Origin of the sequence: Paenibacillus sp. FSL R7-0297, assembly GCF_038009025.1 — a bacterium.
In the GTDB taxonomy this organism is placed as follows: Bacteria; Bacillota; Bacilli; order Paenibacillales; family Paenibacillaceae; genus Paenibacillus_AQ.
On sequence record NZ_JBBPAQ010000001.1, the window covers coordinates 7,421,521 to 7,436,188 of the forward strand.

14 protein-coding genes are annotated in these 14,668 nt (G+C 48.7%); 3 read left to right on the forward strand and 11 right to left on the reverse strand.

Going from position 1 to position 14,668, the window contains the following annotated elements; translation table 11 throughout:
• Positions 1-182 precede the first annotated feature (182 nt).
• The 9 genes from msrA to MKZ24_RS32245 form a co-directional block, all read right to left on the reverse strand.
• Entirely contained in the window at positions 183-1,160 is a 978-nt protein-coding gene (gene msrA / locus MKZ24_RS32205; RefSeq protein WP_042232993.1) for a peptide-methionine (S)-S-oxide reductase MsrA, read from the reverse strand.
• Positions 1,161-1,334: 174 nt separating this feature from the next.
• Positions 1,335-1,709 (reverse strand): hypothetical protein, encoded by a 375-nt coding sequence (locus tag MKZ24_RS32210; RefSeq protein ID WP_340789895.1) that lies wholly within the window; start codon positions 1,707-1,709, stop codon positions 1,335-1,337.
• Entirely contained in the window at positions 1,696-1,872 is a 177-nt protein-coding gene (locus MKZ24_RS32215; RefSeq protein ID WP_340789897.1) for a hypothetical protein, read from the reverse strand. The genes MKZ24_RS32210 and MKZ24_RS32215 overlap by 14 nt, the downstream gene beginning before the upstream one ends.
• Complete coding sequence (locus MKZ24_RS32220; RefSeq protein WP_042232989.1) at positions 1,869-2,123, reverse strand: hypothetical protein; 255 nt, start codon at positions 2,121-2,123, stop codon at positions 1,869-1,871. Before MKZ24_RS32220 ends, MKZ24_RS32215 begins: the two co-directional genes overlap by 4 nt.
• Positions 2,124-2,441: 318 nt before the next feature.
• Positions 2,442-4,439, reverse strand: a complete 1,998-nt coding sequence (locus MKZ24_RS32225) for a glycoside hydrolase family 31 protein (protein ID WP_042232988.1) — start codon at positions 4,437-4,439, stop codon at positions 2,442-2,444.
• Between the two features lie 36 nt (positions 4,440-4,475).
• On the reverse strand, positions 4,476-5,405 hold the full coding sequence (locus MKZ24_RS32230) for an AraC family transcriptional regulator (protein ID WP_340789902.1): 930 nt from the start codon (positions 5,403-5,405) through the stop codon (positions 4,476-4,478).
• 48 nt (positions 5,406-5,453) lie between these two features.
• Positions 5,454-6,332, reverse strand: a complete 879-nt coding sequence (locus MKZ24_RS32235; RefSeq protein WP_042241626.1) for a carbohydrate ABC transporter permease — start codon at positions 6,330-6,332, stop codon at positions 5,454-5,456.
• Positions 6,333-6,395: 63 nt separating this feature from the next.
• Entirely contained in the window at positions 6,396-7,349 is a 954-nt protein-coding gene (locus tag MKZ24_RS32240; protein ID WP_340789904.1) for an ABC transporter permease, read from the reverse strand.
• 26 nt (positions 7,350-7,375) lie between these two features.
• Entirely contained in the window at positions 7,376-9,007 is a 1,632-nt protein-coding gene (locus MKZ24_RS32245; RefSeq protein WP_340789905.1) for an ABC transporter substrate-binding protein, read from the reverse strand.
• 302 nt (positions 9,008-9,309) lie between these two features.
• Between MKZ24_RS32245 and MKZ24_RS32250 the strand changes: the two genes are divergently transcribed.
• From MKZ24_RS32250 to MKZ24_RS32260, 3 genes are all read left to right on the forward strand, one after another.
• Positions 9,310-9,849 carry a hypothetical protein gene (locus tag MKZ24_RS32250; protein WP_340789907.1) on the forward strand — a complete coding sequence of 180 codons (540 nt, stop codon included), beginning with the start codon at positions 9,310-9,312 and terminating at the stop codon, positions 9,847-9,849.
• Positions 9,850-9,851: 2 nt separating this feature from the next.
• The gene (locus MKZ24_RS32255; RefSeq protein WP_340789910.1) at positions 9,852-11,153 is read left to right on the forward strand and encodes an ammonium transporter; all 1,302 of its coding nucleotides are present in this window, start codon (positions 9,852-9,854) and stop codon (positions 11,151-11,153) included.
• Between the two features lie 192 nt (positions 11,154-11,345).
• On the forward strand, positions 11,346-12,323 hold the full coding sequence (locus MKZ24_RS32260; protein WP_042232984.1) for a tRNA dihydrouridine synthase: 978 nt from the start codon (positions 11,346-11,348) through the stop codon (positions 12,321-12,323).
• A 185-nt stretch (positions 12,324-12,508) separates the two neighbouring features.
• Here MKZ24_RS32260 and groL read toward each other — a convergent pair whose 3' ends face one another.
• Together groL and groES are read right to left on the reverse strand one after the other, a co-directional pair.
• Positions 12,509-14,137 carry a chaperonin GroEL gene (gene groL / locus MKZ24_RS32265; RefSeq protein ID WP_039302101.1) on the reverse strand — a complete coding sequence of 543 codons (1,629 nt, stop codon included), beginning with the start codon at positions 14,135-14,137 and terminating at the stop codon, positions 12,509-12,511.
• Between the two features lie 204 nt (positions 14,138-14,341).
• Complete coding sequence (gene groES, locus MKZ24_RS32270; RefSeq protein ID WP_039302104.1) at positions 14,342-14,623, reverse strand: co-chaperone GroES; 282 nt, start codon at positions 14,621-14,623, stop codon at positions 14,342-14,344.
• Positions 14,624-14,668 lie beyond the last annotated feature (45 nt).

The window sequence follows — 14,668 nt, forward strand, 5'->3', positions numbered from 1 at the left end:
CTTAATACAACATTGATTCCGCGAATAAAAGAGTCCTCCGGCTCATCACGTTATATAATATGCCTTACACTCGCTAATCATGAATAATCCTCGTTAAAAACAAGTTAGGGCAGTCCCCCACATCCGGGAGCCTGCCCTAATACATATGATATACAGTCCTGAAGCCAGCCTTCAATCCGGGGTTATCCTTGGCTCTCCCGCTCAAATAGCTCTAAATACCGCCCAAGCCCTTTCTCCGCAAGCTCATTCTTCGGAATAAAACGCAGTGCGGCGGAATTCACCCGGTAATGCAGCTTCGCCGGCTCCGGGCCATCGTAGGATAAATCCCCCAGATAAGCCCCGCTCAGCCTGCTGCGCAGGACCGTCCGCACTTCGCCGCTGCCGTAGTCTGCTTCTCGGCGGATCAGCCCCTCTTCCACCGGCCTGGTGAATCCGGGCCAGCCGGTGCCAGCATCGAATTTGTCAGTGGAGCTGAATAGCGGATCACCGCTGATAATATCGGCGTAGATCCCTTCCCCGAAGTGGTTCCAATACTCGTTCTGATACGGCGGCTCCATGGCCTTCCTCTGCGATACTTCATATTGCAGCTCTGTCAGCTGATTCAGCAGCTGCTTCTTATCTTCCCGGCTGTTCCAGTGCAGCTCCGTGAAATCATCACGGCCTGAACCCTTCTGGTACAGCTTATAGTCGAGCGGATGAGTTCTATAATAATGCTGATGCTCCGCTTCCGCCGGATAGAAGGCTGCTGCCGGCAGAATTTCCGTCACAATCGGTGCTTTGAACCGTTTGCTGGCCTGAAGCGCCGCCTTCGACAGCTCCGCCTTCTGCCGCTGCTCTTCGCTGTGTACAAAAATCGCCGCCTCGTACGCACGCCCCCGGTCCATAAATTGCCCGCCGCCGTCTGTCGGATCAATCAGCTGCCAATAAATGTCCAGCAGTCGTTCATAAGGGAAACGTTCCGGGTCAAAGGTGATCTGCACCACCTCCCTATGCCCTGTAGCCTCTCTTCCTAATGCCTCATAGGTAGGGTTCTCCGTATGTCCTCCCGTGTAACCGGATACCACCGAGACTATACCCGGCAGCTCGTCGAACGGCTTGACCATACACCAGAAGCAGCCGCCGGCGAAGGTGGCCACCTGGAGTGTATTTTTAGTAGTCAAACAGACCGCCTCCTTGTACTCTTTTCCCCTATTATATATGAATTTCCTTGTTCACGAGAGCAGAATACGCTGTGAATGCTGTATACTTCCCCGGGAGATCCCGTCCGTTGGCCAGCTCGTCCTGCACCAGAATAGCTTTGAGGTGAATCAGCACCTCTCTGGGCCAATTCAGGCCTATTTGAGTCTGCTTGATTGGCTTGAACGGGCCCGGGTCCTTTCTTCACGCCGGTTGGAATCCCATAGCTCCTTATGCATCCAGCCTGAGAATACGAGCATTACAAGGGTCAGAATCAGGACATATTCCCTCATGATGTCCGATAGGCTGCCGTCTGTATTATATCCGAGAATGATGTTCAGCCGTCCCCACAACAAATTGAGACATAGCAGTGCTACAGCCCCGTAGGTAACCCATACACTCCGGAGATACAAATTATACGTCCGCAAGGCGCCTCGTCCCATAAAATACCTGCGGTAACGGATAACATAAGCAGTAAAAGCCATAAAGGCTATCGTTTCCAGTGTGATTAGTGTCAAGTCAACAATTTCCATGCAGATCATCTCCCCTTCTACCTAAGCCGGTACGGTGCAGATCAATGAGTCTCTCCAGATCATTGGATTCGTACGCTTCCTGAATTTTGCCCAAGGTATCTATCTCATGCTCCACACGGCAGGGCTTTACCTCGTGTTTTCTGAATATATCGAGGAGCTTCACTTGTTGACGACCTCCTCATCTTTAGGTTTTTTCTCCGCATGGCCTCTCTCGATTAGCAGCTTCACGAGCGTACGGTTATATTCATTCAACTGCTTTTCGTTCTCTTCATCACGTTTCTGGTAATTCTGAATCACTTTCTCTTTGTTCGCAATTTGCTTAATACTCCAGATTAATGCAGTAGATAACAGGACATTTAGCACGACCGAACCATTGTTATTCACAAAAAGGCCAGTCAATGCACTGAAATCCATGGATAGTCCCCCCGTTCCTATAATGAAATCTGAATTCTGTCATCAGAAATGAATGCGCCCTTTACCCCCTGTCCACTTTTTCGCCACAAGCCATTGCTACCGCTCCAACCACAACACCCTCATAGTAATCTACTCTTTCAAATGCAATTCTGATTGGGTAGAGCAGTATATTGTTAAAAAAGCTGGGTACATAAAATAAAAAAAAGCAGTTCATCCCCAAGCGGAATGACTGCTTTTTCAGATCACACTAAAGTTCATTCGTCATAACGGTGAATATTTGCACTTCTGCCACTGCCCGCCCCAGATTTCTTATCCTCCCTATATCATACCCACTAATTCTTCCCAGGCGCCATTCTTCAAAAAGACCGGAATGATCTCAAGCGGGGCTGCGGCTTCAAGGGTCTGCCCGCCTGCATACACGCTCCCGCTGTGAAGCTCCGTCCATCGGGCCCCGGCAGGCAGGTAGACACTGCGCCTTGAAGCTCCCTCCTCCAGCACGGGGGCCACCAGCATATCCGGTCCGAACATATATTGGTCCTCCAGCTCCCAGCAGGTCTCCTCCTGAGGGAAGTCGTAGAACATAGGCCGGATAACAGGTGATCCCTTCTCATGAGCCTCCTGCATCAGGCTGCGGGTATAAGGGCGCATGGCTTCACGAAGATTCATATACTTCACGAGAACCGGATAGACCTCCTCCCCGAAGCTCCACACCTCATTGTCGTTTCCGGTGAACAGGGCTTCCGAGCCGTCTTGGCGGTATACCTTCTCTGTTGTCTGACGGTCACCGTGCAGACGCATTACGGGACAGAAGGCTCCGTACTGGAACCAGCGCACCAGCAGCTCCCGGAAGCTCTCATTGCCAGGGTCTCCGCCGCTAAAGCCGCCAATATCTGTAGTCCACCACGGAATGCCTGCGATCCCCATATTCAATCCCGCACACAGCTGCCGCCGAAAATCAGTCCACGAGCTATGGATGTCGCCGGACCAGACCAGTGCACCGTAGCGCTGGCTTCCTGCCCACGCACAGCGAACAAGATTAACCACATTCCGCTGTCCTTCAGCTATCATCCCGTCGTAGAAGGTACGGGAGAACAGCTGGGGATATATGTTGCCGACCTGCACATTGGGTCCCATCCGGTAGCGGTAATTATCAAAATCATATACCCCGTATTCCGGCTCCGCCTCATCGAGCCAGAAGAGTTGAATCCCGCTGTCATAGTAATTTTCTTTGCACTTCTTCCAGACATAACGGCGCGCTTCGGGATTGGTCGCATCATAGAATACGCTCTCACCGCCAAAACGCATACAGATATTAACCCCCATTTCAGGTTTGACCAGAAGGTTCTTCTGGCGCATCTCCTCGAAATTCTCACTCTGCAGGTCAATCTGCGGCCACACCGATACCATTAACTCAATGCCTAGTTGCTTGAGCTCCTCGACCATCGCCTTCGGATCAGGGAAGAATTCCTCCTCGAAGCGGAAATCCCCCATTTTGGGCCAATGGAAAAAGTCGCATACAATCACATCAATCGGCAGGCTGCGGCGTTTATACTCACGGGCCACTTCCAGGAGCTGTTCCTGGTTCCAGTACCGCAACTTGCACTGCCAGAACCCAAGCCCATATTCAGGCATCATCGGCACAAATCCGGTAACGCTTGCATAATTAGCCTCAATGTCAGCCGGTGCATCTCCTGCAGTAATCCAATAATCCAGCTGCTTCGTGCTTTCCGCCACCCATTCCGTGACATTCTTGCCGAAGCTGACCCGGCCGACAGCCGGATTATGCCACAGCAACCCGTATCCCAGACTCGACAGTACAAAAGGAACACTGGCCTGCGAATTCCGGTGTGCAAGCTCAAGATTGCAGTACTTAATATTCAGAATATCCTGCTGGTATTGCCCCATTCCGTATAGCTTCTCGGCTGCGTTCGATTCAAAGCTTGCAGTCAAGCGGAAATCGCCTCCGATGATAGGCTTGAACTTACGGGCAGAAAGATTCAGACTGCCATGGTTGTCTAATTCCTCCAGAAGCAGTGTTCCCTCTTGATTATAAAAGCTGATCCGGCAATTCTTGAACCAGCTGTGATACCGCAGAATGGCCTTGAGCTTACCATGACGGATGGAGGCTTCATGCCCGTTGATGACAATCTCCACTTCTTCATTATCCTGCGCCAGCAGCGCATAATCCGTGTCAAGAATATCTCCCATCATCGCACTGCGTACGCGAAGACTGTCCTTGCCCCATGCCTCCAGGCATAACGTCTCCCCGTTTCCCTGCCAAATCAGCCGATTGTCTGAACTCTGAAAAATATCCATATTCCCTCCAGTTCCCTCCAAGCTTTCAACTGCACTCTAATTCCGAATTGAATTCCGGTAATCCATCGGCCGGCAGCCATACATTTTCTTGAACGTCTCCGTGAAACGGTTGACATTGCTGAAGCCTGTCATTTCGGCAATCTCCATGATTTTCTTATCCGTCGTCTCCATCAGACCAACGGCTTCCGATATCCGGTATTCATTCAGAAACTCCAGGGGAGTAAGATCAAATTGCTTCTTCATAAAGCGGCAGAAGTAAGACGGGCTCATATTGACCTGCCGCGCCATTTCTGTAAGTGTGATCCGTTTGCTGTAATTCTGCTGGACATAGGCCAGCGTTTTTTTGGCCAAGAGAGAGCTGTTGCCCCCGCGTGACTGTCCGGGCAACGCTGGTCTGCTGAACTCGGCAGCACACTTCTCCAGACGGTACAATACCTCAAACAGCTTGGCCTTAACCAGCATCTCAAAGGCGTGAGGCTCCTGCTGGTAAATATCACATACTTCCTCCAATAGAGGAATAAGACGAAGTTCTGCCTCCATTTCGCGCTTGATCAAGACGGGATAGCGACTGTTGTTCAGGAACAAGGGAAGAATATACTGCTGTTGAATTTGATCATTCTCCAGACTGGAGAGAAAATTGAAGTGTACCAGCACCGCATAAAAAACGATCTCCTCCTGCTGCAGCCGGATCGCGGAATGCAGCAGGTTCGGCTGAATAAAGACCATTTCCCCGCTCTGAACAACAAACTTCTCCTGCCCGACGTGAAACTTTGCAGAGCCTTTGACCATAACGAGCAGTTCCAGTTCCTCATGCCAATGTGAATACAGCACAAGATTGTTCATCGGATGCACCTTTGTCATATGCGCACTCATGCGGAACTCCCTGCTGCCATGCGTCAGTATTTCCTTCATATCCCGTGATACCGGTACACCTTTGAAAGCCGGCAGTTCAAGACTTTTTTTCATATAAGCCTCCCTCCCGGTTTGAAAAAAGCAGCCCTTCACATTTCTGACTTAGCCCTTCACGGCGCCGATCATTACACCTTTTTCAAAATATTTTTGAATAAACGGATAGATCATCAGCACCGGAACCGTGGAAACGATGATTACAGCGTATTTAATCTGATCCGCAAACTGCTGGGCATAGCTGCCGGCTCCCGCCCCGGCGCCTGACCCTGCTCCGCCTGCAAAGGCCTGATTAGACAGCAGAATGTTGCGCAAAATAATCTGCAGAGGCTGAAGACTATCGGTATTAATATAGAGCAGCGCGTTAAAGAAGTCGTTCCAGTGTCCCACCATATAATAGAGTGTGATCACGGAAATCACCGCTTTGGACAGTGGAATCACAACAGAGATAAAATAGCGAAAATGTGAGCATCCGTCCAGTGTAGCCGCCTCGTAAAGCTCTTCCGGGATTGAGCTTTCAAAGAAAGTTCTTGTAATAATGAGATTGAAAACACTTATTGCCCCGTTAATGATCATTACCCAAGGGGTGTTCAGCAGATGCAGGTCACGGATAAGCAGATACGTGGGAATCATCCCGCCGCCAAAATACATGGTAAACACAAAGAGCGGCATAATCACCCGGCGGGCCTTGAACTTCCGGTGAGCCAGCGCGTAAGCAGCCGGCAGCGTAACCAGCAGATTCAGAATAGTGCCAAGCACCGTGTAGACAATCGTGTTGAAATACCCCTGCCATATGCGGGTATCCTTAAAAATCTGTTCATAGCCGTAAAAATTAATATCCTTCGGCCAGAGAATAACCTTCCCCTGGCTGACCATTGTCGAATTGCTGACTGAAGCGATGATGATAAAATACAACGGATACGCTACCATCAAAAATGCGGCAATACTCACAAGCACAACAATCAGTGTATACAATCTGTCTGCCATGCCGCCCGAATAGACCGTATGTTGCGAATGAGAGGCTTGTCTGCGTGACATCCCATCCCCTCCTTACATTAGACTGATGTTAGAAGATTTTTTGGCCAGCGAGTTGGCCAATATCAGGAACATGAAATTAATGACTGTATTAAACAATCCCACAGCCGATCCGAAGCTGAACTGATTGGACTTCACCCCTACGTTAAATACATAAGTAGAGATAACCTCAGATACCGATTTGTTGAGACTGTTCTGCATGAGAAAGGTTTTCTCGAAGCCGACGCTCAGAATGTTCCCCATATTCATAATCAGCAAAATAATAATGGTCGGCAGGATTGCCGGAATCTCCACATGCCAGACGGTTTGCCAGCGGTTCGCGCCATCAATCCGGGCGGCATCATACTGCTGTGAATCTACCGAAGACAGTGCTGCAATGAAGATAATGCTGTTCCAGCCGCAGGTCTGCCAGATGGCAGAGATGACATAGACGGGCACGAACGACCCTGGATCGCCTATGAGATTAGTATCCGCCGGGAGCAAATGCAGTGTTTTGAGCAAACCGTCGATAAGCCCTGTTGTAGGGGAGAGCATGATCTGCAGCAACGCTACAAGGACAACGGTGGAGATGAAGTAGGGCATATACACGGTAGTCTGCAGCACACGCTTACGCTTATTGCTTCGGATCGAATTCACTACCAGCGCCAGCAGAATAGGCATAGGGAAGCCAAACAAGATAGAGACAAACGCGATGACAAAAGTATTCCTCAGCGTAGGCCAGAACATGGGACTATTGAAATACTGCTCAAAATACTTAAATCCGACCCAGTCGCCACCCGTCAGCCCTTTGCTGAAATCAAAATCCCGAAAGGCAAGCTGAATTCCGTACATGGGACCATAGCAGAAAATAGCAATGTAAATAATCGCCGGAAGAACCATAATCCACAGCTGATACTGTCCTCCCAGCTTGTGCAGCCAGCTCTTCCCTTGAAAGGTGTGCTGCGATCCGTTTAGTTGTGCCTGCTTCATAACAAGCTCCCCTTCCATGAGGTTTTCTATTTCAAGGTCGAGAGGTATTCCTCGTAAGCTTTTTGACGGATCTGCAGATTCTGTTCAAGACCGGAGCTGTTGACACTTGTCACGTAGGCGTCCCACTCGCTCTCGATATTTGCCTTCGTTGTCAGCCAGTTGGCCCATTTTTGATCGGTGATATTATTGATGTTCGCCTGATTCATGGCCAGTGTATTCGTGTCTTCCGTACTGTATTTCATAAATGTCTGCGGGTAGATATTTGTTTTCGGATCTGCCTTGTTAAGCAGCTCTGTATAAATGTCTTTCTCTTTCAGTACACTTTTCATATCCGTGCCCAGCTTCAATTTGTCCTTCAGTTCATCGGCAATATACATCGGGCCGTTATCCGCGAACGAGTTCGTCCATTTCCAAGAGCCCGGGTCAAGCGAAGAATCTGCAGGCGGCAGAACCTGATACGTCCCGTCCCCGTTATCCTTAATTCCCTTGTCCGTATCGTTCATTCCGCCAAACAACACTTGCATACTGACCGTCGGATCATAGAAAGCGTCGATGAACCGCATGGCGGCATCCTTCTTTTTGGAGCTGGCGCTTATGGAAACGGCATTGGCTCCATAGTTCTGGAAGTAGTAGTCATTGCTCCAGTACAGCTCATTGGTGGAATCTGCATGCTCCTTGAGCTGCGAGAGTGAAATGTACTGATCCTTCAGTTCATTGCCGAAACGGTCACCCGTTTCCCAGCCCCAGGTGAAGCCCACTTTGGCTGTAGTCCCGTTGCCCCGGGCCAGTGACTGGAATTTCGAGTAGTCCTGCGTAACGGCTTCCTTGTTGATCAGGTTCTGGCCGTACAGCTTCTGGAGGAATTGCATCAAGGTCTTGAAGCGCTCATCCACATAGAAATTCTTGACTTGGGCGTCTTCTGTGAAATACCCGTCACCGGCACTGTTGGACAAAGGCAGACCCAGGCTGCCCAGCAGCAGCTTCGGAGTGAAATCCCACCCGATCGGGTTGAAGTCCATCGGTACCTCATCCGTCTTGTCGCCATTCTGATTCGGGTCCCCGTCCCGGAAAGCAATCAGCACCTGCTCAAGCTCATCCCAGGTGGCTGGCACCTTGAGGCCAAGATTGTCAAGCCAGGTCTTGTTGATAAACATGGTGGCTGTGGAGCCGGGCCAGATCCCCTTATATCTTGGGGTACCATAGATTTTCCCGTCCATCTGCGTGGCAAGCGCTTTCAATTCAGGATGTTCGCTGAACATCTTTTGTATATTGGGGGCTTCCTTTTCAATCAGTGGCCCCATATCCTCAAATAATCCGTTAAACTGGACAAAATCTGAATTTTGGGTAGCATTAAACAACAAATCCGGTATTTCCCCGCTTGCAAAAAGCGCACTTTTCTTCTGATCCCAGTCTGCAGAGATTTGCTGCCACTCAATATCTACATTTGCCTTCTCCTCCAAATCCATGAGCCACTTCATTTGAGTAACGTCCTTGGTCAGGGAATGCTTTACAATGATAGCCTTCAACTTTGTTTTTTCTGCGGGTGAGTTCGTGCCGGTATTCGTTGAATCCGGACTATTCTCCTTGCTGCAACCCGCCAATACCGCCCCAATCAAGCAACCTGTCATTAAGACGGCAAGGAGTTTCTTCGTTGTCACTACACATACCCCCTAATTGTAATTAATCAACTTACTATGCTTAAGGGCAAGGCCCTGTCTGCCAAAAAAATTCCAATAATTAATACATTAAATAGATTAATTATTAATTAAAGCGTTATCATAATTATAGATGCTCTTCTTGCACTGTGTCTCACCGTATATTACCTTTTAATCATCGTATTTTGACCCTTTTGGCTGTGGCCTGTCTCAATGAGGAGGATCTGTTTGCTTCCGGATAAGAAGCCACAGAAGTGTAAACTAGCCGGAAGAAGGGCAGTTCATCATAAGGGGGCCCGTCCATCATGAAATTAATCCTGTTCGGGGAATCGACGAATAATGACCAAATTCTTGTTTCAACCATTGAAAAACCTGTTGACTTGTATTTGCATTGTCCCTATAATCAGTCTATGACTTTTCATGTAAGGAGATCTGACATGATTATTGTGGATGAAGTATACCAAAATGTTGTATATCATCTGACTAGCGAGGAAATAAAGGACCTCATTGAACGCCTCAAGGTCAGGAAAGAAGAAGAAATCGAGGGAATTAAGAGTAAAATCAATAAATATGAACAAAAAAGGCGGGCAGAAGAGGCAATGTACCAATCCCTCTCCCCCATCCGGAAATGGTTTGCAGGGCATCCGGCGAGCCATCACACAGCCGTAGAATATATTGTTCATGTCAAAGAGCGGTTCAAACAAATAGACCGCATTAAAAGAGACATCCAAGAATTGAACCAGGTCTTGCTGCTGCTCGCTTCTCGTCCGGCTACGGAAGAGATTCCGCTGTCGCCTGAAATCATAAGAGAGATCAAATTCATTAGGGGCATGGAGGCAATATAGAAATGAACGTAACACTGGAATCGCTTGGCGGAGGTGTAGATACGATTTGGGTCGTATTGAGCGCCGCTATGATTTTGCTGATGGAGGGCGGTTTCGCTCTGCTGGAGGCCGGTTTTGTACGATATAAAAACAGTGTGAACATTATTATGAAAGTGTTCGCAGATATTACTATTGGAACGCTGATTTTTTATATTTTTGGATTTGGGCTAATGTACGGCAAAGATGCCGGCGGTTTAGTAGGCACCAGCGGATTTATGCTTGGCGGTGATCTCTCCCATCTTCATTTCACCATCTCGATGGATACCTTCTGGCTTTTCCAGGCGGCTTTTACCATTGCCGTTATCTCCATCGTATCAGGTGCGGTTGCTGAACGAATCAATTTCCGCGCTTATCTGCTGTACATCATATTAATGACCGGCCTGATCTATCCTCTAGGCGGTCACTGGGCCTGGGGCGGCGGCTGGCTTAGCCAGTTAGGCCTGCAGGACTTCGCTGGTTCAGCTGTTATTCATGCCCTGGGCGGATTCTCGGCACTGGCGGCGGCTATGGTGATCGGCCCCAGAAAGGGCAAGTTCAATGAGGCCGGGAATAGCACCGTTGCTCTTCCGAGCAACCTGCCGCTCGCTTCAGTGGGTGCCTTCCTGCTCTGGTTCGGCTGGTTCGGCTTCAACGCAGGCAGCACCTTAAGTGCTACCGATGTCCGGATCGGGCATATCGCTATTACCACGATGCTGTCGGCGGCGGCAGGCGGCGGGATCACCCTGATCTACACCTTATTCCGTTACCAGCGTTCAGATGCACCTTCCGTCATTAACGGTTCGCTCGCCGGTCTGGTCGGGATTACCGCCGGCTGTGCGTTTGTCAGTGACGGTGCAGCCATCCTGATTGGCGCCGTCTCCGGTCTGCTTATGATGGCGGCTGCCAACTGGCTGGAAGCCCGCCGTATCGATGATCCCGTCGGCGCCTTTCCGGTACATGCCGTATCCGGCGCTTGGGGAACTGTGGCTGTAGGTTTGTTCGCTACCGATGGCGGACTGCTCTATGGCGGAGGCTGGCACCAGCTCGGGGTGCAGCTCCTTGGTCTTGTCACATTGGCAGTCTGGGGGTTCGCAACCACCTGGTGCGGGCTGAAGCTGATTGGTAAGCTGGTTCAGGTACGGTCCAGTGAGGAAGAGGAAGACATTGGCCTAGATATCAGTTATCACGGCATGATCGCCGCGCACCGTTCAGCCGAATTTATTGAACTTGAAGATCATTATCTGGCGGATGACGACATGGATTCCCGCAATAATACAAGAAGATAAGGGTACATCGCTCTCTGCACCACCAAACCCCAATTATTGTGGACACAAACAACGCCCTTTCACTTTCCAACAGGAATGCGAAAGGACGTTTTGTTTTGTGCATCAAACGAAAAATAATGATACTATGTATGATGGGTAAAAGACTTTGCTATAGATTCTATCGATTTATATGTTGCAACAGGAGAAGATCATATGAGTAACGAACCAAATTTTTGGCTTGATTTACCAAAACCGTTTTTTATATTAGCACCCATGGAAGACGTCACAGATATTGTATTTCGTCACGTCATTAGTGAAGCTGCAACACCTGACGTATTTTTCACGGAATTCACAAGTACAGAAAATTATTGTCACCCTGTTGGAAAAGAAAATGTAGGGGGACGATTAATGTTCACAGATGATGAGCAACCGATTGTCGCTCATATTTGGGGCAATAAACCTGCACTTTTTGAGCAGATGAGTATTGATATGCAAAAACTTGGTTTTCGTGGTATCGATATAAACATGGGATGCCCAGCACAAAATGCCGCAACCAGTGGAAAAGGGGCTGGATTAATAAAGCATCCTGAAGTTGCAGCAGAAATTATTCAAGCTGCAAAAGCAGGTGGATTGCCGGTTAGTGTTAAAACAAGATTGGGGTACTCTAAAATTGATGAGTGGCGCGATTGGTTAGGACATATATTGAAACAAGATATTGCGAATCTTTCCATTCACCTTCGTACCAAAAAAGAGATGAGTAAAGTAGCTGCACACTGGGAACTAATTCCTGAAATAAAACAATTGCGCGATGAGATTGCTCCACATACGTTGTTAACCATTAATGGAGATATTCCGGACCGCGCAACAGGATTACAATTAGTAGAACAATACGGCGTTGATGGTGTCATGATTGGCCGCGGTATTTTCACCAATCCCTTTGCTTTTGAGAAAGAATCTAAAGAACATAGCGCGAAGGATTTTCTCAATTTACTTCTTTTACAGTTGGATCTTCACGATAAATATTCAACAGAAACCCTGCCACGTTCATTTAGACCCCTTCTTCGCTATTTCAAAATCTATGCTCGTGGATTTAGAGGCGCAGGCGAACTAAGAGACCAATTAATGGATACCACGTCAACAGACGAAGTACGTCGTTTAGTAAAACCTCTTTTAGATCAGGAATTAGCTTGAAGCATACATGCTTATCAAAAATAATGAGAGACCTCCCAGAAGTTCAATGAACTCCTGAAAGGTCTCTCATTTTTTGCACTATGTGGTCCTGATTACCGCAGGGAGCGTTATTCTGCTCCATCGGCGATGAAATCTACCGCTTATACGCGGTCGCTCATCATCGAATTACTTCGATAATGATTTGATTACATCATGCCGCCCATACCGCCCATGCCGCCCATATCAGGCATTCCGCCCTTTTCCGGTTCTGGCTTGTCAGCGATAACAGCTTCAGTGGTCAGGAACATTGCAGCTACGGAAGCCGCGTTCTGCAGAGCATAACGGGTTACTTTCGCAGGGTCAACGATACCCGCTTCGAACATGTTTACCCACTCATCGGTAGCAGCGTTATAGCCGATACCTACAGCTTCTTTCTTGAGGCGGTCCACGATAACGGAACCTTCCTGGCCTGCGTTAGCAGCGATGGTGCGAACAGGTTCTTCCAGTGCGCGCAGCACGAGGTTAACGCCGGTTCTTTCGTCGCCTTCAGCTACTACAGCAGCAACAGCAGCATATACGTTCACAAGAGCAGTACCCCCACCGGATACGATACCTTCTTCAACCGCAGCGCGGGTTGCGTTCAGGGCATCTTCGATGCGGAGCTTGCGCTCTTTAAGTTCAGTTTCAGTAGCAGCACCGACTTTGACAACGGCTACGCCGCCAGCCAATTTAGCCAGACGCTCCTGCAGTTTTTCTTTGTCGAACTCGGAAGTCGTTTCTTCCAGCTGGGAGCGGATTTGGCTTACACGTGCATTGATATCCGCTTTGTCGCCGCTTCCGTCTACGATTGTCGTGTTTTCTTTGGTTACGCGCACTTGGCGTGCGTTACCCAGTTGCTCGATGGAAGTGCTTTTCAGATCCAGTCCAAGCTTCTCAGTGATCACTTGGCCGCCTGTCAGAGCAGCGATATCCTGCAGCATAGCTTCACGGCGGTCGCCGAATCCAGGAGCTTTAACAGCTACAGCATTGAACGTTCCGCGCAGCTTGTTCACGATCAGCATTGCCTGAGCTTCGCCTTCGATATCTTCAGCGATAATAACCAGCGGACGCGCCTGTTGAACGATCTTCTCCAGCAAAGGAAGAATTTCCTGAGTGCTGCTGATCTTCTTGTCAGTGATCAGGATGTACGGGTTCTCCAGAACAGCTTCCATTTTGTCCGTATCTGTAATCATGTACGGGGAAATGTAACCGCGGTCGAACTGCATACCTTCTACCACTTCAAGCTCAGTCAGGAATCCGCGGGATTCTTCAACGGTGATAACGCCGTCTTTGCCGACTTTTTCCATAGCTTCAGCAATCAGTTGGCCTACTTCTTCGTCAGCAGCAGAGATAGCAGCTACTTGGGCGATAGACTGGGAATCTTCGATAGGCTTGGAAATTCTCTGCAGTTCAAGAACAGCAGCTTTAACCGCTTTGTCGATCCCTTTACGCATAACCATAGGGTTAGCGCCTGCAGTAACGTTCTTCAGACCTTCGCGGATCATGGCTTGAGCCAGAACTGTTGCAGTTGTAGTACCGTCACCGGCTACATCGTTAGTCTTGGTAGCAACTTCTTTAACAAGCTGCGCGCCCATGTTCTCGAATGCATCTTCAAGCTCGATTTCTTTGGCGATAGTAACACCATCATTAGTGATCAGCGGGCTGCCGAATTTCTTCTCAAGCACCACGTTACGGCCTTTAGGTCCGAGTGTAACTTTAACCGCATTTGCCAAAGCATCAACTCCGCGCAGCATAGCGCGGCGGGCGTCTTCACTGAATTTAATTTCTTTTGCCATTGTGTTGTTAACCTCCTAAATTTTTGTCAGGAATACTTCGGTGATTCAGCTGCGTACAAAAATGACTTCGAAAGCATACGCTAAGTTTTGTGTAGCATTCGCTTCATTGATTTCACTTCGTACAAAACTCGCTTCGAAAGCATAAACTTAAGTTTTGTGTTATATAAGTAATCGGGGTCTAACTTATGAAAGGCTCTAAACAGACTAGTCAAGAATCGCGTGAATGTCGCTTTCTTTCATAATCAGATATTCTTTGCCTTCGTATTTGATTTCAGTTCCGGCATATTTCGAGAAAAGCACACGGTCGCCTTCTTTAACTTCCAGCGCTACACGAACTCCGTCTTTCAAAGCTCCGCTGCCTACAGCGATGATAGTGCCTTCTTGCGGTTTCTCCTTGGAAGAGTCCGGAAGCACAATCCCGAAAGAAGTGGTTTGCTCTTGCTCGCTTGGTTCTACCAATACGCGTTCACCTAGTGGTTTAATCATGAAAAAATAGCCTCCTTTGAAATTATGTTGTTTACCTTGAAAACA

What these genes read in the sequence shown, in the direction of transcription:
- MKZ24_RS32250 (WP_340789907.1), top strand. Translation starts at nt 9,310, where the DNA reads ATGAAATTAATCCTGTTCGGGGAATCGACGAATAATGACCAAATTCTT.
- MKZ24_RS32240 (WP_340789904.1), bottom strand. Translation starts at nt 7,349, where the DNA reads ATGAAGCAGGCACAACTAAACGGATCGCAGCACACCTTTCAAGGGAAG.
- MKZ24_RS32255 (WP_340789910.1), top strand. Translation starts at nt 9,852, where the DNA reads ATGAACGTAACACTGGAATCGCTTGGCGGAGGTGTAGATACGATTTGG.
- groES (WP_039302104.1), bottom strand. Translation starts at nt 14,623, where the DNA reads ATGATTAAACCACTAGGTGAACGCGTATTGGTAGAACCAAGCGAGCAA.
- MKZ24_RS32220 (WP_042232989.1), bottom strand. Translation starts at nt 2,123, where the DNA reads ATGGATTTCAGTGCATTGACTGGCCTTTTTGTGAATAACAATGGTTCG.
- MKZ24_RS32230 (WP_340789902.1), bottom strand. Translation starts at nt 5,405, where the DNA reads ATGAAAAAAAGTCTTGAACTGCCGGCTTTCAAAGGTGTACCGGTATCA.
- MKZ24_RS32235 (WP_042241626.1), bottom strand. Translation starts at nt 6,332, where the DNA reads ATGGCAGACAGATTGTATACACTGATTGTTGTGCTTGTGAGTATTGCC.
- groL (WP_039302101.1), bottom strand. Translation starts at nt 14,137, where the DNA reads ATGGCAAAAGAAATTAAATTCAGTGAAGACGCCCGCCGCGCTATGCTG.
- MKZ24_RS32260 (WP_042232984.1), top strand. Translation starts at nt 11,346, where the DNA reads ATGAGTAACGAACCAAATTTTTGGCTTGATTTACCAAAACCGTTTTTT.
- MKZ24_RS32225 (WP_042232988.1), bottom strand. Translation starts at nt 4,439, where the DNA reads ATGGATATTTTTCAGAGTTCAGACAATCGGCTGATTTGGCAGGGAAAC.
- MKZ24_RS32210 (WP_340789895.1), bottom strand. Translation starts at nt 1,709, where the DNA reads ATGGAAATTGTTGACTTGACACTAATCACACTGGAAACGATAGCCTTT.